We start from the raw sequence: 18,478 nt of genomic DNA on the forward strand, positions 1-18,478 counted from the left end.
CAAGGTCAGACCCAAAAGCGCATCCCCATGGCACGGACTAATGAGTTAGACGCGCCACGGTGAAGTTCCGCGTCAGAGGTAAGGCCTTCTTCCTCGAAAATGCTGGCGAGGCCTTTGTGGCAGTGCGCTTCAAGCGGGAGCATCGTCAATTCACGAGCGACAGCTATGGCCTTGGCGAATCTATCTTTTGCATCTCTTAGATTTCCCCGGCGCAACTCAACCTCTCCGAGCATCCGTAGTGCATAAGCTTCGTTAGCCCGTTCTTCGTGCGTGCGGGCAAGATCGAGGGCGCGATTAGAGGCCACTAGGGCATCCACTACTCTGTCCGAAACTAGGTAAGCCTCGCTGGCATAAGTAAGCCGCAAGGAATGACGGGCGACAAACCCGCGAGATTCTGCGACCTGAATACTGCGTTCAAGTATAGGGATTCCTTCGTTAGCTCGACCGTCAAGAGAAAGCGCATATCCGAGATGAAGCGCGACGAAGGCAAATCCAACCGGACTATCAGCGAACGCGCCGGCAGCCAAAGCTCGCTCGAATGAGCGCAAGGCCCTGCGCAACTGTCCTTGCCGCAAAGCGACAACTCCGAGACCTAGATGCGCGTAACCGCAGCTGAAGGGATGATTGACACCTTCAGCAATGCGAAGTGCATCTTCGGCAATATTGTACGCTTCCGAAAATTCTCCAGTTTCGGCGAGGCCCCATGCAATGAAACTGCGAGCAAACGCCGCTGGTAAGACAAACATCCCGAAACGTTCACCAACTAGATCACCCACCAAATAATTGGCATTCCAGCCGAAGCGCTCGCGTGCTTTGACGTAGTTCCCCTGAGTGTGATGCGCCAATCCCAAGGGCAAATTTGTTACGACTTGCAACGGTAGGTCTGAAAGATGCTCCGCGACAGCGAGTGCTCGTTCTCCCGCGACGATAGACTCCTTGTATCGTCCAAGCATCCAGAACTGTTCGGTCAAATAAGACTGCACCCAACCCATTCGGTGGTCGTCGCCGATCTGCTCGGCGAGTTGCTCCGCCTCGCGTAGATAGGATGCGATGCGCGCCCGATCTCCCAGCGGTTGAAGAACATTGCGAATCTCAAAGCGGACGTCGATTGCCCTTCGCACAGTGTCGATGCTATGCGGCAGTTGAGAAAGTGCTTCCAAGGCCTTTTCGAAAAGTATCACTGCTTCCGGATAAGCCTCTCGATCTGCAGCCTTAATGCCTGCCTGTCGCAGGTAGGTCACCGCCTTTTCCGGAAGCTGGCCACGTAAAGCGTGATCGGCTAGCCGCTCAACCTGTTCATCAAGACGGCCCGCGTACTGGCTTTCTATCGCCTGCACCACGCTTTGGTGGGTTTTGCACCGTCGTTCGCTCCGTAAGCCAGCGTATGCGACATCGTGAGTGAGCGCGTGCTTAAATGAGAATTGCAGATCGGGGTAAAGCTGTGTGATGTAGAGAAATTCGGCTGTCTGCAAATAGCTAAGGATGCCGCGAAGTTCGTCCTTCGCCAAGCCAGACACCTCCTGAAGTAGGGATAGAGGGACATCATGTCCGATAACTGATGCTTCCCGGAGCACTCTCCTTTCGATCGCTGGGAGGGCGTCGATGCGCGCGGCTAGTACAGCCTGCACGGTCGGTGGTATTTCGTTTCCTGAAAACGGCTTCTTGACGGTGTAATGTTCACGCGTTCCATCGAGGACGCCGCGGTCGACTAGTGTGCGAACAAGCTCTTCAATAAAGAACGGGTTGCCACCGGCTCGGTCTCGAACGAAATTCTTAACATCTGCAAGAACCGGGTCTGATCCCAGCAACGACTGCAGGAGCGCTGATAGGTCTTCCTTTCCGAGAGGTTCAAGGCGCACGTTGCGATAATTCGGCCGGCCTCTCCATTCATCCTGAAACTCGGGGCGATAGGTTGTTAACAGCAATAAGCGTGCGTCGCGGGCGCTTACGACGAGCTCGTGGAGCAGCCCCAAAGTAAGGGAATCGTTCCAATGCAAGTCCTCAAAAACTGCGACCACGGGCTGCACCCGGTTCTCACTCAGCAGCAGTCGCGTGATCGCCTGGTAAGTGTACTGTCGGTGCTGAAGAGGATCGAGTGATTGGAATGGATGGTCGGCATCCAGGGCGTCTAACAGGTCAAGCAAAGGCGCTATGACATCCTGTAACGAAGGATCAAGCGCGAGAACCTTTCCCGTCACTTTTTCACGGATTGATCGCGCGTTGTCGCCGAGATTAATCTTGAAATAGTACCGACGGAGCAATTCGATAACCGGCAAATAGGACGCAGCGTGCCCATAGGAAGCCGAGTTGGTCTCTAGGATCAAGCAGCCCTCGGTCTGCGGGGAATGAACAAATTCGTGAATCAGGCGAGACTTTCCCATGCCTGGTTCGCCCACCACGGCCAAGACTTGACCTCGACCCGCTCGAGCTTGATCGAGGGCCTGACCAAGCTGCCGGATTTCCAGTTCGCGTCCAACGAATGGTGTGAATCCGCGCCAAGCAGACGCTTGGAATCTTGTCCGCTCCGAGCCGCCATCGGTAATCTCGTAGACCTCGACGAGGTGCTCCAGTCCCTTTACTGGCAAGGCGCCAAGGGATTTTGCTTTGACGTGTCCTTGAACGAGTTTCGCGGTCTCTGCAGTGGTTAGTATCGAGCCTGGCATTGCCATCTGTTCCATTCGGGATGCCAGATGTGCGGTCTGTCCGACTACGGTGTAATCCATGTAGAGATCATTGTTAATCGACGAGACAACGATCTCGCCCGAGTTCACGCCAACGCGAGTTGTTATCGGGAGGCCCTGACTGCGACGTACGTCTTCAGCGTAATGCTTGATACGTTGTTGCATCCTGAGTGCAGAATAGCAGGCTCGCACGGCATGATCTTCGTGAGCGAGGGGTGCTCCAAACAGAGCCATAATCCCGTCTCCCATGACTCTGTTGACCAGGCCCTCATAGTGGTGGACGGCTTCCAACATGTGATCGAGGACTGGGTCGAGAAGTCTTTGCGCTTCTTCAGGATCGCGGTCTGCAATTATCCCCAACGACCCGACGATGTCCGCAAAAAGAACAGTGACTTGCTTGCGTTCACCTTCAAGATCGTCCTTCGAAGTCAATATTCGGTCAGCAAGATGCTTTGGGGTATAGCTCTCCGGTGATAAGAACCGGTTCGTTCTGCGGCCTTCGCCGTCTAAGCCGATCGGATGTGCGCATTGGGAGCAGAACTTGGCTTCGGGCAAAATCAAGCTTCTGCAATTAGGACAAGGGCGTGCTAACGGAGCGGCGCACTCCCCGCAGAATCTCGCTCCAAGCCGGTTGTCGTATTGACACCTCAAACACTTCATGTGTGCCATCGGCTGCGCGTGGCGATCGAAAGTGATAATCTACTCCCGGTAGCAGACGTTCAACAAGCCCGTTATCGGTCTGGTATTCGCTCCGCCTCTCTTTGTTCCGCAACTTATAATAGTCGATCTATGACTTGCTGCTAATAGGAGTATTCGATGGCCCGTCCTCGGTGCTTTCAGATCCTGCTTGCAGGGCTTCTTCACTCTTTATGGGTAATCGTGGCTAGTGCGGAGGGGTTCCCGCCGCGACACCTCGAAGAATCTGCGCCTTCCAAAAATGCCGCGAAGAAGTTTGTCTCCGATCAACGTAATCTGCTTCCGAAGATCATCGGCGGGATCGACGCTAAGCCGGGGGAGTTTCCGCACCAGGTCAGCCTGATGTTTAAGAACGACGGCGGGACCCCTGGCGTAGAGCGTCATTTTTGTGGAGGCTCCATCATCTCTGATCAGTGGGTCGTTACTGCGGCACACTGCGTAGCAACCATGATAGGAGTTCAGCAATACATCTCGGTTGGGGCCGGAAGCATTGATCTCAACGAGCTCGAGGAGTTCGACCTAGACGAGATCTGGGTACATCCAAAATACAACGCGAGCTCCATGGACTACGATTTTGCTTTGCTCAAAATTCGGTCGTCGTTTGCAGAACGCGAAATTCCCGTGGTTTCGCGCGCGGACGACCAGCTCATCAACGTTGGCGATGTTGCAGTCATCACAGGCTGGGGCGTCGATGCCTCTGGAGCCATTCAACGAATTCTGAAGAAAGCCGATGTCAAAGTGATAGAGCGAACGGATTGCAACGATGCGGACTCTTATGACGGGAAAATTACGGGGAGAATGATCTGCCTCGGTCTGAAGGCAGGTGGCAAGGACGCATGTCAAGGCGATAGCGGGGGGCCGGCGCTCGCTCGCGCGCGAGGTGGTGCGAATGTTCTATTCGGCACGACGAGCTGGGGAGAAGGTTGCGCATTGCCCAAGAAATATGGGGTGTACGGCAGGCTTATCTCGGTGCGCCCTTGGCTAGATCTAGTTACCCGCGGGGAACTGGGGAGGTCAAATACAGCGAGAAGCGATAAATGAGCTTGCAATGGTGCGACAGCTGACCTGATGTGATTAAGTAGAGCTGCAGGCGCGGGGCCGAGCGTACTCGGTGCGTTTGCTGACGAATAACATGCGGTTGAGGCGGAGGAGCCAAGCTGCTCGCTCCTCAATGTCGCTCGCCGGGGTGAGCTTCTAAGCTTTCCGATCGAGATCAGGTCGAGCGCAACGGCGCATGTGCGAGCAGCGTCAGTCTTGGCACAGGTTAGGGCGCTAACGGCAACAGCGGCCCGTTCGTCGGACGCCAAATAGCAATTTGACGAGCTAGAGAGCTGTCTTGGCCGGAAAAAGTGCTTTCTTCCTTGGGCAGCCGACCGAAGAAGGAGTTGCTAGCGCTGCATTCGCAGCCGAAAGGCAAGCGGGATGTTTCCAACGATCCAGCGCCCGAAGGCTCTTAAGTTTTTCAATATATCTTCCCCGAGCGAGAGAACCTGAGCCGCGGCGGGCGAGAAACTTTCTTTCGAGATTCTCTCCCTCCGCCAAGAGAACCGCAAACCTCCGCGTGGACAGCTTCGGCAAAGCCTTTTCCAACGAGTAGCTGTGGCGAGGTGCCTGCGTATCAACCTGTCAACCGTGTCAACCCAAGAATCACCTGAACTGGCGGCGGTATTTTGGAGCGCGCTTGCGCCGTAGGGGGAGGTGGCTGGGAAGGACCCGTCAGCTTGAGGAAGAGTACATCTGTCGGAGAAGCGTCAGCTCATGATCCAAAAGCGGACGCTCGGCGCGTCACCCGTCTTGGTCTGCTAAGGGCCTTGGCTGTGTGAAAACGCTAGGACGCTTGACGGCGATAGAAGAAGTTATTCGTTCACGACCGTCTTGGCGGTCAGACTCGCAAGCGCATTCAACTTAGAGAGCGAACTGAAGAATGTAATTCTAGCGTCGTTTCGATCTTTCGCGTTTTCACACAGCCAGGGCCATTAGCGGAAGTCGCACTCATTTGACCACCTCGTCGGCACCCGCCAACAACTTCGCCCGATGGTCATTCGGGCAACCCGGCTCGCTGCAATCCCTCCTCGTATCGTTTGATGTGTTCGGCATGTCGATAGGGGCCCAGCACGTCTTTGAGATTGGAAACCCGCAGCGCGGGATACAGTTGCCGCAGCCGCGCCAACGATTTGTGTGCTTGCTCGGGCCGTCCGGCCATTGCATTGCTCGCGGCATCGATGCGCAATCCGGTTTGAAAGTCCGGATTGTCCTGCAATGCCATCGCAGCCCACGATGTTGCTTCGTCATAGTGGCCCAGGAAGAAATGTGCGTGAGCGGTCCCGCTTTGGCTAAGCATCACCCGCGGATCAAGTGGACTCAGGCGCATGGCGCGCGCGAAGCGCTCGATCGCCAATTCCGCCTCGCCGAGCCAGTTCTTTATCCAGCCGCCGTAATACCAGGCCTCGGCCAAATTGGAATTGAGCACTAGCGCGCGATCGATCAAGGCGGCGCCTGCCCGAAGATCGCGAACAACATGCGCTAATGCAAACCCGCCGACGCCGAGCACGATCGCGTCATCCTTGCCCAACTCAACCGCCCGCTGAGCGATCCTCGTCGCTTCGGCAATCTCGTTCGCCGTGCCTGAAATCCAGCCATAGATCAAGGCATAGCTGTAGCAGGCGGCGGCACGTCCGTAGGCGGACGCAAAATCCGGGTTGAGTTCGATCGCGCTATTGAACAAGCGCAACGCCTCATCGTTCGCTTGTCGGCCTGCAAACTGATAAAATCGAGGCAAACCCCGCAAATAAAGAGTATAGGCATCGAGACTCTCGGTCGGCTTGCGCTTGGCACGCTCGATCTCGGCCTTTTCCACCGCCGGCGCGATCGCCCCAACTACGCTTTCCGTCACCTGGTCTTGCAAATCGAAGACGTCGCCGAGACTACCATCAAATCGTTCCGCCCAAAGATGTGCCCCAGTAGCGGCATCGGCGAGTTGAGCCGTGATCCGCACTCGGTTGGCCGCCTTGCGAACGCTCCCTTCCAGCACATAGCGCACCCCAAGTTCGCGTCCAACCTGCTTCACGTCGACGGCGCGCCCCTTGTAGGTGAAGCTCGAATTGCGGGCGATGACGAACAGCGCCTTGAAATGAGACAGCGCGGTGATGATGTCCTCGACCATTCCATCGGCAAAGTAGTCCTGTTCCGGATCACCGCTCATGTTGGTGAACGGCAGAACAGCAATGGACGGCTTGTCGGGCAGCGGCAGCACGAAAGTGCACGTCCGGCCTTGAGGGACATCGAGAATCCGTGCCCGATAAGCATGCACTGGACGAGCTATATTTTTCAGCGGCTGGATCCCCATGTCGTCGAACGCAACGCCGAGCTTGCCCGAAACTTGTCGGTAAACGTCATCGGACACGCAGATGCCACCGGGCTCCGCAATCCCTTCCAGCCGTGCTGCGATATTCACGCCATCTCCAAAGATGTCATGGGGTTCGATGATCACGTCGCCGATATTGATTCCCACGCGGAAGAGAATGCGCTCGTCTTCCGCATCGCCTATTGTGAGTTCATGAATGCGGGTCTGAAACCGCGTGCCAGCTCGGACCGCTTCCACCGCGCTCGGAAACTCCGCCAGGAATCCGTCGCCGGTGTTCTTGACGATGCGGCCGCCGTGTTCCGTGATCGCGGGCGTGACACTCTCCGCTAGGAGTGTTGTCAGCTTGACGTAGACAGACTCTTCGTCATGATGCATGAGCCGGCTATAGCCGGCGACATCCGCCGCCAGAATGGCCGCTAGTCGCCGTTGCACGCGCTCGCTGGCCAAGACGCCCCCTCAATCAACATTACCCAAGCGTAGCAGATACACAAACATAGCAGATCGCAGCTGGCCTGGAACCCTCTTCCACAACGTCACAGTGTCCATTTCGGGTCAGGAGCGTCGCCCTCTACATTAGGCGGCTGTCCGTCAACTTCCGCTGTGCCCCAAGAGCACCCGGTGCCGGGGGCCGGGCCAAACGAATCCCGCACCCGCACCATCGCCGGATGCCTGCGGTTCTTCACCTTTACCCGATGCTTGCCACCGCGAGCTTCTAAAAATTCACTACCCGCGCGTCCGGGGGCGGGGTGGTTGGCTAGGCCTCCCCGTGGGGGACTTTCACCTTCTATTCTTTGTCAGCAAAACTGGCGCACTCCGCTCCGGGTCACAAGCGGCGGTCGTGGCAAGCGCAGCCCTACGCCCGGTTTACAGCCGATAGCCCACAAGCATCGAAATTGCCGTTCAACGGCGAGGGCCGGCCTCAGGCAGGAAGTCCACCCGTAAATTTCCCAAGTGTCGGCAATTTCGCTCACGGGTTCTGGTGCGGATCGAGCGCCGCATCATGAAAACACCAAAGCCAAAGCAGTGGGCCGAGCAGGAGGTCCGACGATTGATCACGCTGGCCAGGCAGGGATTTGGCACATCGAAGATAGCCGCCGAACTTGGCCGCCACGCCGGATCGGTGACGCGCATGGCGCGAACCTTGGGACTGCTGTTGAAGAAGTAGTCCCCGAGCGATTTTGAGCGCGGCGCTGACCTACAGCCCAAAGCCTCGGCCAATCTCCCGCCGCGAGTTGGCCATTGCAACTCGCGGATGCAGAACTCACATAGTTTGCAACAATATCATTCCGACGACCGTCACAAAGAAACCGATTGCCGTCACTGCGGCGAAGCACCGCTCTACGCTATCCATGAACGCAACCCCGGCCAAAAAAAATAGTTCAGCTTTTTTCGTGATCTACTCTGCTATTCCAACCGCTGACTCGCTCGTACCCCACGAGAAAGTTGAGACCGCCTCCGTCCAGAACAGGACCCTTTTAAAAGTGAGAGCTGTGTTTCGTCGAGGGGACTTGAGTAACCGAAAGCGCTCATGCCGCCATACCGTGCGCGGACTGCGTGGTGCTCGCATCATCTCTTGCTGGGAGCGAGAAGCCAGATGTGCACGGTTGGAAGTGATCGCGCACCGCATCGTTCGCTAAATGCTCCCAATACTCAGCTTCGGCGAGCAGTTTCCAACTTCTACGGGATGATGCGCGGCGGTCTGACGGCACAGCGATGCCATCGCGCGCAGGCGACATACAGTATCCATCTACTCCTCCCACTCTTTTTTGTTTTTTGCACCCTATTTTCTATTTTTGCGTCGGAGTCATCATAGTTATGACTCAGAACCAAATTTAACTCCACGAAGCGCGATTCGGCTTTCGTGTGCCTGCAAATCGCGCCTCGATCACAATCGGCGCAATCCAGTACATTCATTCGGCGATCAATGATCGGACCCCGCGGGCAAAGCGTTCTATCGAGCATGCCGTATTTGCACTGCAAAGGTCCGTCATGGCCGTAATCCTACGACTTGCGCACCCGTAGTGTTTGGCGCCTACTTCCGATTGTTTTTATGACGATCAGCTTTTTTAGCGAGAGGTCATGAGCGTTAAAGCCATGATGGCGACGATCCTTGAGAGCCAGCTGACTTTGCGTGGCGTGCATTCCCTCACGCCATCTGATTACGAGGAGATCGTAGAACAGTTGGTCGAACAGCTCAAAGAGCTGGAGCTTAGCTTGGCCGCTCGCGAATTCGATGGCAGGCAAGACCCGAAGTAACTTCAAAGCGAAGGCCAAGGCGTCCACTTGGTTGGTCAGCTACCGCGACTCAATGTATCCCTCGCCACTATGAAATACACATCTGCTCGCCCCTTGGCCGACCCGGGAACCGCCGCCCGAAAGCTGGTCGAGATCGCCAACGGCATTCAACCCGTGCAGGACGGACGCGTCTTCATCGAGGTGATCAACCATGTACCCTTCCTGAAACAGGGCGGCATATGGGCGAACCATTCAGCGCCGCAGTCGCGTTGGCGCAGGAGCGCGGCTGGCTGGAGGTGCATGAGAGCGGCACGTATGTGCGGCTACCGGGGCAAACAGAAGCCTCGGTTAAGTGAAGAGCCGTGTCGAATTCAGCCATTGAGCTGACCGGCAATGCAAGGGTGGCGGGCAGCCCGCTTTGATGCGCTGCGCCCCCCTCAGACCAGCCTGCCCGGCCAACTCAAATTTGATCGGTTGCTCGGGAAGATCTGCAGGGGCCGCGCCGTTCAAGATCTTTCCTGCATATGCCAAGCTGACGAGAAACATCTGTAATGCGAGGCGAGTAACTCATAAGCCCCCCATCTTTAACAAAGAGAGACCACTCGTAAACCGCAGGGACTCGCTTCTGCTCGGACAGGGCGGCAAGCTTCTCTCGCCGCGCAATGTAAAATGCGTCTGGGCTAACCAAAAGGGCAACATGCTTCCGGTCTGTGATCTCCTCGAAGGCCGTAGCAATTTGCTCGTCCGTGCTCGCCCTTAGAATATCGATCGTCCGCCGAAGTGCCCCGGCCGCTGCTTCAGCATCCGAAACGACAGCTTATGCATTAGGGTTCGTCGGATTGATCATTATGGCAATTGTACCGCCACCAGGCGTCAACTCAGCCAAGAACTCAAGTCGCTTGGCTGTCACTTGCGGCGTGTACATGCTCACGCCGGTCGCGTTTCCTCCTGGTCTGTTCAAGCTGGAAACAACGCCCACGGACACAGGATCCATGGCAATTGCAAACAGAATTGGGATCGTCTTCGTCGCGCGGCCGTCGTCGCCAAAACACCATTGGTACCGGTGGCGGCGACAATTACTCGAACACGACTTCGAATGAGGCTTGCGATCAACTCGGGAAACCGATGTACTTTCCTTCGGCAAACCGGTACTCGATCGCAACGTTCTGGCCTTCAATGAAACCTTTAGTACGAAGGCCATCCCGAAAGGCGGCGAGCAGTTCCTTGCTCTTGTCGCCTGAGTCGAAGCCAAGATAGCCGATCGTTGGGAAGTCGGCCTTCTCTGCGGATGCAATACAGGGTGAGGTGATTTCCGCCAACATGAAAAGCGTGATCAGAAATCGCAGCTTCATCGGACCCTCAATAACACGAGAGAGCAGACGATTAGTGGAATGCTTCGCGCGACGCAGATTGTCTCATGCCGCGAATTGTTGCAGCGCAAATACAACAACTAGGACCGCTCCGGGGCAAAACGCGAAGAACTCAGGTTGAGCAAATCTGGTCCGCTCTGTCTCAACGAGCGGACTACCGACCGCCGAGGCGCAACTTCGCGGATGGGCCAACAGCAGACGTGGTACAAGAACGGCGAGTCGTTAACTTAGGCGGCGCCTTCGGCGAGGGGCAGCTAAGGGCCACGAGGCGAAATCCGCAGTGCTCTCGGAATGCTCTCCGCAAATAAGTCAGTCCAACTGTCGTTTCGAGCGAGCGAGGGCGAAATCACGGATGTTGGACGTTGGTACTGCCGGAAGACCAAGCGTACAAGTGTGCCGGACAGGAGTTGTTGACCATGGCGCCACAGGGGCCAGCTCGGATCGAGCGCAGGTTATCGGCAATACTGGCGGCTGACGTGTCCGGCTATTCGCGACTAATGCACGAAGACGAAGAGGCTACGCACGCCAAACTCATGACGCTCTTCGCCGACGGTGTCGAGCCCGCAATCGCAGAATACGGTGGTCGCGTCGTGAAGAACACCGGCGACGGGTTATTGGCAGAGTTTCCAAGTGCCGTCGAAGCGGTTCGGGCAGCGATGCAATTCCAAGCGCGCGTGCGGGAACTGACCAGCGGCGACACGGAGGACAGACGTATCACTTTTCGGGTGGGCGTCAACATTGGTGATGTAATCGTCGAATCCAACGACATCTTTGGCGATGGGGTCAATATAGCGGCACGGCTCGAGAGCATCGCAGCACCCGGCGGCGTTTGCATCTCCTTAGCGGTCTACGATCAAGTGCAAGGCAAGTTCCGGTATAGCTTCACCGATTTGGGAGAGCAGAACCTTAAGAACATCGGCCGTCCGGTTCGGGCCTATGCCGTCGCACCCGATGACCCCAGCCGAACGACGAGTTCTCCGCGCGCGGTATCGATCGCACTTGGACAACCTCATCTTTCTATCGTTGTCTTGCCTTTCGCCAACCTCAGTGGCGATCCAGAGCAGGACTACTTCGTCGATGGTGTGACCGAGAGCCTGACAACGGATTTGTCGCGTATCAGCGGCTCATTTGTTATCGGCCGACATACTGCATTCACCTACAAAGGTAAGATAATCGACCTCAGGCAGATCGGTCGTGAGTTGAACGTTCGCTATGTGCTTGAAGGCTCGGTGCAGCGAAGCGGCAAACGACTTCGAGTGAACGTGCAGCTCGTGGACGCAGAGACCGGGGCACATCTTTGGGCCGATCGTTTTGACAAACCGATCACTGATTTCTTCGATATGCAGGACGAGATCGTGTCCCATCTCGCCAATGCGCTAAATGCTCAGCTGACGGAATTCGAGGCCCAGCGATCAGAACGATCTGTGCATCGCGGTTCAATGGATCTGTGTTTCCAAGGTAAAGCTTCGTGGAACAAGGGGTGGACGCCTGAACATATGGAACAAGCGCGGGCGTTTTTTGAACGGGCGCTATTCCTGGATCCTGGAAATATCGAAGCGATGGTGGGCATTGCGTTTGTCGATCTTGTGGTTGGAAGTAGTTTCTTTACCGACGAACGAACCGCGCATCTTGTGGCGGCCGAGGCCGCGCTGGGAAGGGTGCTGTCCCTCGCGCCTAATCACCCGTTTGCCCATTTAGCTTTGGGCGGCGTGCTTATGTGTAGTTGCCGAGCCGCTCAGGGCCTTGCTGAGTGCGAACGAGCATTGGCGCTCGATCGAAACATAGCTGAGGCGCACGCGCTGATCGGCTGGGCCAAGTATTTTATGGGGCGTGGAGCAGAGACCGAGACGCATGTCAGTGAAGCATTTCGTCTCTCTCCTCGCGATATCCTCAGCTTCCAATGGTCGATGATGGTCGGCTTCGCCAAGTTGCAGGTTAGCGCGGACGACGAAGCACTCGGCTGGTTCCGTCGCAGCATCGAGACCAACCGTAATCATCCCACCTCGCATTTTGGGCTGGCTGCTGCGCTCGCGCTTCTCGGTGAGCAGGAGGAGGCGTGGGCTGCCGTGCAAGCGGGGCTTGCGCTGAATCCGACGTTCACTATCAAACGCTTCAAGAGCTTTTCAGTAAGCGACAATCTGGCGTTTCTCGCAGGTGCCAAGCGCGCTGTAAAAGGGTTTCACTTGGCCGGAGTGCCGAAGGAGTGATGTCGGCTCTGGTTCTTGGCTGTGTGAAAACGCTAGGACGCTTGACCGCGATAGAAGAACTTATTCGTTCGTGACCGTCTTGGCGGTCAGACTCGCAAGCGCATTCAACTTAGAGAGCGAACTGAAGAATTTAATTCTAGCGTCGCTTCGATCTTTCGCGTTTTCACACAGCCAGGGTCAAAATGCGAAGAACTCAACTTGAGCAAATCGAGTCCGCAATGCGCCACTATCCGCCATGTCGCATCAAACCAAACCAAAGCGCGCGCACAAATCAGGGACGCTCTCGAAATCCATATCCAGTTCATATTTTTGAAGAAGCGGCCCAGCTTTTGCTCTGTCGGGCCAAATCTCGCGCAATTCGCGAAAGTAATTTTCGAAACCGCCGGGTGAAATCACTTCGATTATTTCGCACGGCGCGTCGCCTGCGTTCCAGAACGTATGCCACTGCCCTCGCGGCTTGAACACCCATGTCCCTGGTTCGGCTGTGACGACATCGTCGCCCAGCAACGCCCCGAAGGTGCCGGTCAACACATACGAATGCTCGTCTTCGCGATGGTGCCGGTGCAAGGGCGCCGCTAACGTGCGGGGCGACAACTGATGATGGATTACGGAGAAGCGGCCGCCGGTTTGAGGGCCATCGATCTTCCATTGTGTGCCAAGGCGGCCGGAGTGAAATTTCTCGCCGGCCGCAAACGGGATCAATAGTGGACCGGATGGAAATGGGGACCGATCCGAGAACTCTCGTTCCATGTTATCTCCCTTACCGTGTGTGAGGTATTCACGTTAGAGCATTTCCTGAATAATGTCTGTTGTGGGTCTTGGCTGTGAAAGCGCTAGGACGCTTGACGGCGATAGAAGAAGTTATTCGTTCACGACCGTCTTGGCGGTCAGACTCGCAAGCGCATTCAACTTAGAGAGCGAACTGAAGAATGTAATTCTAGCGTCGTTTCGATCTTTCGCGTTTTCACACAGCCAGGGTCACAAGCAGTCTTTGAGCAGAGCCGTTTAGATGTCCGCTGAGGATCAAAGAGCGGACGCATGGAAGAGGATAACGCGGGAGCTTCCTTTTCCATTTCGTAGGCGAAAAGTTGAGAAGCCATTTCCACGGGGGCCTTGCGCTCCGTTCTTGCCCTCATAGCGCTTTCGCGATCGAAAGGACCCGCAGAAAAATTGCTTAAGCACGCAAGCGGCAAATATTTCTCTTCTTCATCGCACGAATAAATTCCGATCGGTCGATAAGCGCACCAACCTAATGCGGCGTTGTTGAGCAATACAGATGCACACCGAACGCTCTCAGCGCGCGAGCCGCGGCTACCGTTTGCGTGTTCATGTGATTGATAAGAGAAACAAAAGGCGGAAATGGCCGCGGGCCACCATCACCATCCCCTATATACACGGTGACGTTTGGTCAGCATGTATTAAGTAGTTGATATATAATAGTAATAGTGCCGACCAACCTTTGGTCAGCATGGAGCGTTTGGTCAGCATGGAGATGGTCAGCATGCGCCATGCTGACCAAGGCTTGGTCAGCACTCCCCCCTTGTTTTATAGTCTTTCGTCCATGCTGACCAAAATTCCCCGTGTATATAGGTCAGCTAAGTGCGGGAGCAGACGTTCGAAGTCGTTCTCGGCGCTTCTGCTAAGGGTCTTGGCCGTGTGAAAACGCCAGGGCGCTTGACGGCGATAGAATAAGTCATTCGTTCAAGACCGTCTTAGCGGTCAACCTCACAAGCGCATTAAACTTAGAGAACAAACTGAAGAATGTCATTCTAGCCGTGTTTCGATCTTTCGCGTTTTTACACAGCCAGGGCCAACAGGAGACATCGGCGGACGTCACTTCACGTCTTCACGGTGACGAATCCTTCGCTCCACTCGTCCTTATCGACTTCCATCTCGCTAACTTGGAAGCAGTCAGGGTAGTCGCGGAAGCCCTCAAATTGAAGCTTGCGCATTTTTGCTGCTTCTGCCTCGGCAGCGCTGCTGTAGACCCCGACGAGCTTATCTTCGGTATCATTCTCATCGAGACCGTCTTCGCGCGGATAGCTGTGCCAGAGCAGAAAAACCGTACGCATTTTGGCGTGCCTCCTTGTAAAGGCCGACGAAGTTAGAGCTGGCTCCGGAAATCTGGACAGGGCGATAAGTGGAGTTTCTGCCTGATGGCGGGCAAGATTGACCCGCGAATCAGGAGAGACGATGAGCAGACGAACCCGTCGGCACCACGCACCGGCATTCAAGGCGAAGGTGGCGTTAGCCGCGATTAAGGGCGAGATGACGCTGGCCCAGCTGGCTGAGCATTTCGACGTGCACCCGAACCAGATCACGCAGTGGAAGGCCCAGCTTCAGGAAGCGGCGGCCGATGTGTTCGGTCCTGGCGGAGGCAACCGGATGAGCGAGCCCGCGGTGGACGTGAAAGCGCTGCACGCCAAGATCGGGGAGCTGATATCCCACAGGAGGCGCGCAGCGCCGCGCTCAGTTTTTTAGAAGGCGCGCTCAGCAAAGCGGGCCTGCTGAGCGCAAAGCGATGATCGATCGTGAGCACAATCTGCCGATCACCAGGCAGGCGGAAGTTTTGAAGATCAGCCGTGGCAGTGTCTATTATCTACCACGTGCCGTGCCGCCCGCCGACCTCGCAATCATGCAACGGCTCGACCGGCTGCATCTGGAGTTTCCTTTCGCCGGTTCGCGAATGTTGCGAGAGCTGCTGGCTGCCGAGGGCAGCAAGATCGGCCGCCGGCATGTCAAAACGCTGATGCGGCGGATGGGGATAGAGGCGCTCTACCGCCGGCCGCGCACCACCAAGCCCGAGCCTGGACATAAGATCTATCCATATCTGCTGCGCGGCATGGAGATCACGCGTCCGAACCAGGTCTGGGCGATGGACATCACCTACATCCCGATGGCGCGGGGCTTCGTGTACCTGGCTGTTGTCCTCGACTGGGCGACCCGTCGGGTGCTGTCGTGGCGCGTCTCGATCACGATGGAAGCCGCATTCTGCGTCGAGACGCTGGAGGATGCTCTCGCTCGCCACGGCAAGCCGGACATCTTCAACACCGACCAGGGCTCGCAGTTCACCGGCGCGGCGTTCACTGGCGTGCTCGCCAGTCACGGCATCGCCATCAGCATGGACGGCCGGGGCGCCTGGCGCGACAACGTGTTCGTCGAGCGGCTGTGGCGCAGCGTCAAATATGAGGAGGTCTATCTGCGGGCCTACGACACCGTGTCCGACGCCCGCGCCTCGATCGGCCGATACCTCGGCTTTTACAATGGCCGGCGTCCTCACTCGAGCCTTGACGGCGGCACCCCGGATCAAGCTTACTTCAACCCGCTGCCGTTCCGCGCGGCAGCTTAATTTTGGCGGAAGCTCCACTAATCGACGCGGAATTGCTGTTCAGACAACCGGGACCACCTCAGTCAGCTTATGCTTCCATTCATTCCAGCAGAATGACTAGCTTGAAATGGCCAACCTTGGCTTGCCTGTCGAGAGCTTTATCATAGAGCGCTTAGACGCGGGCGGTTGGCGGGTAACAGAGCGTCGCCCTGATCTCACGGACATCCCTGTTGCCGATTTTGTGTCGCTCCGTGATGCGGAAGAATGGGTACAATGGAAGCAGGGCGTTCCGAAGCTCAACCCTTACACTGTTGAATAGGCGACGAGGGGCGGCGTCCGCTATGGGTCCAAAAGGCGCCGCCGGTCGCAGTGCAGCGAATGTCTGCTTTGACGGTCTAGCCGAAGTCGATATCGGGGCCCGGAAGGGACCAAACGTAGGCGGAACCCTTACCAAAACCGCTGCGCTCGCTCCTAACGCCAATGCCTTCGAAGGCAGCGCGGCGGACAGTGCGCCAACTATGGCCACGTTCTTCGGCCCGGTCCTTCAATTTGTCAGACGGCTTGGGCCCGCTTGCTAGCTCGTCCTCTACGAACGTGATCGCCGCTTCGAGGGCCGAACCCTTTTCCTGCTCGCCGCCGTTGTCCATCTGCCGGAAGACCTGCCCGGCCGACATGTCCGTTTCGCCGGTCCACTTGATGCGCGGCACCTTCAGCACAAGCCCGGCTGCGGTCGTGACGGTCGTCTCTTCAATTTCATAGGTGAGTCCGGGCACCGGGGCGCCAATGTTGCTCTTGCCCTTAACGAAAAACTTGCGAGCGGTTTCCTTCCTGTCCTGCATCTCCGGCGCGACAAACCATCCACACCGCGCGATTGCAGTGAACGCCTGCGAATCGAGCATACGGGCGAGCGGAGCGTTGCCGCCGCTGTTCTTAGTAAGATGAGATAAGAATAGCACAGCGACGTCATGGCGTTCGGCGAGGTTGCCGAGAGGACTCAGGACGGAGCGGACTTCCGACGCCTTGAATGTGTCGGTCCCATTGCGCCCGCCCGCGCCCATGTAGCTGTTGATTGGGTCGATTACGACAAGTGCAACGTCGTTGCAGGTCCGAATAAGCTCCGCCAAACCGGGCAGATCGTTGGCAAGGTTGAACATGCGCTCGGGCCGGGCCTTCAAGGGTTTGACCATCATCTGCACAATCATCACCTTCGAAACTTCGGCACCTGCGGCCTTAAGGCGCGGAACGATGGTATCGCCGGCGTCGTCCTCTGCGGCCAATACGATGACTGAGCCCGGAGCCGGTTTTCCGGACTCGTCTGGCCATGCGCTGCCGGTCGTGACGCGAGCGATAAGATCGCAGGTAATCTGCGACTTGCCCTGATCAGGCGGCCCGGCGAGGAAGTTCAACTTCCCGCGCGCGATTCGGTTCGGCCACAGCCAGTTAATGGGCTCCGGTTCGACCTCGCTTGCGAGCTGATACTGAACCCCGCTATTGGTCTTATAGACTCTCGCATTCTTCCGGCAGTCTTCGACCGATTCGAAATCCCATTTAAGCGCTGGGTCAACGTCGAAGTCGTCCTCAGGCGTTGCGCGACCGAAGATGACCTTCAGGTTCTCGGCACTGATTCCGTTGTCCAACAGTCGTCGCCGCAGGGTGCCGGCGCCACGGCCGCCGGGCTTGTCGGCGGTGAACGAATCCCATCTGAATTCGTTCGTGTCGCGATGTTCCTGGCCCGCATAGCTCGGGTCTTCCTGACACCAATCTAGAAAGAATTCTTTGACGTCGTGATCGTTGTTGCTGAGCGTGTGCAGTGCCATCGCGACTTCTTCCCATTCGGTATTGCCGGGGACGACCTGCGCGGGATCTGCATCCTTGAGCATCAATTCAACGTCTTCAAGCCCGATAGTGTCGAACCCTTCGGGCGGCTCATCGCTCGGCGCCGACTCGTTTCTGGGTAGCCGCGGCAATGCCTTGTCTAGCTCTACCATCGTATACGGCGCCTCGAATTGCCGCGAAGAAATGATTCGGCTGACGAACGGATTGCCCTTCTGATGCTTGAAGCCGGGCATGCGCAACACGCGCGGCACGTCGCAAACGCTGGGGTCGCCGCCATAGGCTCTCGCGAGGCGCTGAACCATGTGCTTCGTTGCGGCGAAGTCGTTGGTAGGTTCAATCACGAAAATGCATTGGTGCTTACCCGGCGAAGTTTCGATGATCAGGTGAGGCTCTAAGCCCCGGAACCACTTTTTGGGCAGTGGTGCGGTGTCAAGATCAAGCGGCAGCGCCAAGACCTTCCTGAAGTTCGCGCACTTAGTGCCTTTGCCATCCGAGAGATTCAGAGCGTAATAGACGGCGAAGCCTTCATTGTTGAGGCGCTTCAGCTTGTCCAACAGGTTTGGAAGCGCACCACGGTAACGCAAGCGGATAGGGCCACTGGCGAGCATCTTCTTCGCGGCGCCCGTTTCGGGGATGGCTCTGAAGTCCATGACCGCGCTGGCGTCGCCGCGCAGTGTTTCGATTAGCTCCAATCCCGCCGTGAGTGTTCCGGCGCTATCACTTCTACTCACGGCTTTACCCCACCTGCTTTCAGCCCGACC

The 18,478-nt window shown here is 56.7% G+C and carries 11 protein-coding genes and 1 pseudogene; 5 read left to right on the forward strand and 7 right to left on the reverse strand.

Features of this window, described 5'->3' with window-relative positions:
* Nucleotides 1-5: 5 nt before the first annotated feature.
* Nucleotides 6-3,350 carry an adenylate/guanylate cyclase domain-containing protein gene (locus DCG74_RS10565; protein WP_172785047.1) on the reverse strand — a complete coding sequence of 1,115 codons (3,345 nt, stop codon included), beginning with the start codon at nucleotides 3,348-3,350 and terminating at the stop codon, nucleotides 6-8.
* A gap of 147 nt (nucleotides 3,351-3,497) precedes the next feature.
* Here DCG74_RS10565 and DCG74_RS10570 point away from each other — a divergent pair, with 147 nt between their 5' ends.
* The gene (locus tag DCG74_RS10570; protein WP_172785046.1) at nucleotides 3,498-4,418 is read left to right on the forward strand and encodes a serine protease; all 921 of its coding nucleotides are present in this window, start codon (nucleotides 3,498-3,500) and stop codon (nucleotides 4,416-4,418) included.
* 997 nt (nucleotides 4,419-5,415) lie between these two features.
* Here DCG74_RS10570 and DCG74_RS10575 read toward each other — a convergent pair.
* Nucleotides 5,416-7,188, reverse strand: a complete 1,773-nt coding sequence (locus tag DCG74_RS10575) for an adenylate/guanylate cyclase domain-containing protein (protein ID WP_246708784.1) — start codon at nucleotides 7,186-7,188, stop codon at nucleotides 5,416-5,418.
* A 532-nt stretch (nucleotides 7,189-7,720) separates the two neighbouring features.
* Between DCG74_RS10575 and DCG74_RS10580 the strand changes: the two genes are divergently transcribed.
* Together DCG74_RS10580 and DCG74_RS10585 are read left to right on the forward strand one after the other, a co-directional pair.
* Complete coding sequence (locus tag DCG74_RS10580; protein ID WP_172785045.1) at nucleotides 7,721-7,906, forward strand: hypothetical protein; 186 nt, start codon at nucleotides 7,721-7,723, stop codon at nucleotides 7,904-7,906.
* A 914-nt stretch (nucleotides 7,907-8,820) separates the two neighbouring features.
* The gene (locus DCG74_RS10585) at nucleotides 8,821-8,997 is read left to right on the forward strand and encodes a hypothetical protein (protein WP_172785044.1); all 177 of its coding nucleotides are present in this window, start codon (nucleotides 8,821-8,823) and stop codon (nucleotides 8,995-8,997) included.
* A gap of 796 nt (nucleotides 8,998-9,793) precedes the next feature.
* On the opposite strand, the gene DCG74_RS38980 is transcribed toward DCG74_RS10585, so the two are convergent.
* Nucleotides 9,794-10,177: an ABC transporter substrate binding protein gene (locus tag DCG74_RS38980; protein ID WP_373569516.1), complete on the reverse strand. Its 384-nt coding sequence runs from the start codon at nucleotides 10,175-10,177 to the stop codon at nucleotides 9,794-9,796.
* The gene (locus DCG74_RS10595) at nucleotides 10,086-10,328 is read right to left on the reverse strand and encodes a hypothetical protein (RefSeq protein ID WP_172785042.1); all 243 of its coding nucleotides are present in this window, start codon (nucleotides 10,326-10,328) and stop codon (nucleotides 10,086-10,088) included. Before DCG74_RS10595 ends, DCG74_RS38980 begins: the two co-directional genes overlap by 92 nt.
* Before the next feature lie 434 nt (nucleotides 10,329-10,762).
* On the opposite strand from DCG74_RS10595, the gene DCG74_RS10600 reads away from it, so the two are divergent.
* Entirely contained in the window at nucleotides 10,763-12,553 is a 1,791-nt protein-coding gene (locus DCG74_RS10600; RefSeq protein ID WP_172785041.1) for an adenylate/guanylate cyclase domain-containing protein, read from the forward strand.
* Nucleotides 12,554-12,796: 243 nt separating this feature from the next.
* Here DCG74_RS10600 and DCG74_RS10605 read toward each other — a convergent pair whose 3' ends face one another.
* Both DCG74_RS10605 and DCG74_RS10610 read right to left on the reverse strand, forming a co-directional pair.
* Nucleotides 12,797-13,303 (reverse strand): cupin domain-containing protein, encoded by a 507-nt coding sequence (locus DCG74_RS10605; protein WP_172785040.1) that lies wholly within the window; start codon nucleotides 13,301-13,303, stop codon nucleotides 12,797-12,799.
* Nucleotides 13,304-14,391: 1,088 nt separating this feature from the next.
* Nucleotides 14,392-14,625: a hypothetical protein gene (locus tag DCG74_RS10610; protein WP_172785039.1), complete on the reverse strand. Its 234-nt coding sequence runs from the start codon at nucleotides 14,623-14,625 to the stop codon at nucleotides 14,392-14,394.
* A 121-nt stretch (nucleotides 14,626-14,746) separates the two neighbouring features.
* Here DCG74_RS10610 and DCG74_RS10615 point away from each other — a divergent pair.
* A pseudogene (locus DCG74_RS10615) lies at nucleotides 14,747-15,902 on the forward strand (IS3 family transposase).
* A 374-nt stretch (nucleotides 15,903-16,276) separates the two neighbouring features.
* Here DCG74_RS10615 and DCG74_RS10620 read toward each other — a convergent pair.
* On the reverse strand, nucleotides 16,277-18,448 hold the full coding sequence (locus DCG74_RS10620) for an AAA family ATPase (protein ID WP_172785038.1): 2,172 nt from the start codon (nucleotides 18,446-18,448) through the stop codon (nucleotides 16,277-16,279).
* Nucleotides 18,449-18,478: the final 30 nt, after the last annotated feature.

Source organism: Bradyrhizobium sp. WBAH42 (assembly GCF_024585265.1).
Taxonomy (GTDB): Bacteria; Pseudomonadota; Alphaproteobacteria; order Rhizobiales; family Xanthobacteraceae; genus Bradyrhizobium.

Bases quoted from the DNA above. Each gene is read 5' to 3' on its own strand.
- DCG74_RS10605 (WP_172785040.1), bottom strand. From the start codon at position 13,303: ATGGAACGAGAGTTCTCGGATCGGTCCCCATTTCCATCCGGTCCACTA.
- DCG74_RS10610 (WP_172785039.1), bottom strand. From the start codon at position 14,625: ATGCGTACGGTTTTTCTGCTCTGGCACAGCTATCCGCGCGAAGACGGT.
- DCG74_RS10570 (WP_172785046.1), top strand. From the start codon at position 3,498: ATGGCCCGTCCTCGGTGCTTTCAGATCCTGCTTGCAGGGCTTCTTCAC.
- DCG74_RS10600 (WP_172785041.1), top strand. From the start codon at position 10,763: ATGGCGCCACAGGGGCCAGCTCGGATCGAGCGCAGGTTATCGGCAATA.
- DCG74_RS38980 (WP_373569516.1), bottom strand. From the start codon at position 10,177: ATGGCCTTCGTACTAAAGGTTTCATTGAAGGCCAGAACGTTGCGATCG.
- DCG74_RS10585 (WP_172785044.1), top strand. From the start codon at position 8,821: ATGAGCGTTAAAGCCATGATGGCGACGATCCTTGAGAGCCAGCTGACT.
- DCG74_RS10565 (WP_172785047.1), bottom strand. From the start codon at position 3,350: ATGGCACACATGAAGTGTTTGAGGTGTCAATACGACAACCGGCTTGGA.
- DCG74_RS10595 (WP_172785042.1), bottom strand. From the start codon at position 10,328: ATGAAGCTGCGATTTCTGATCACGCTTTTCATGTTGGCGGAAATCACC.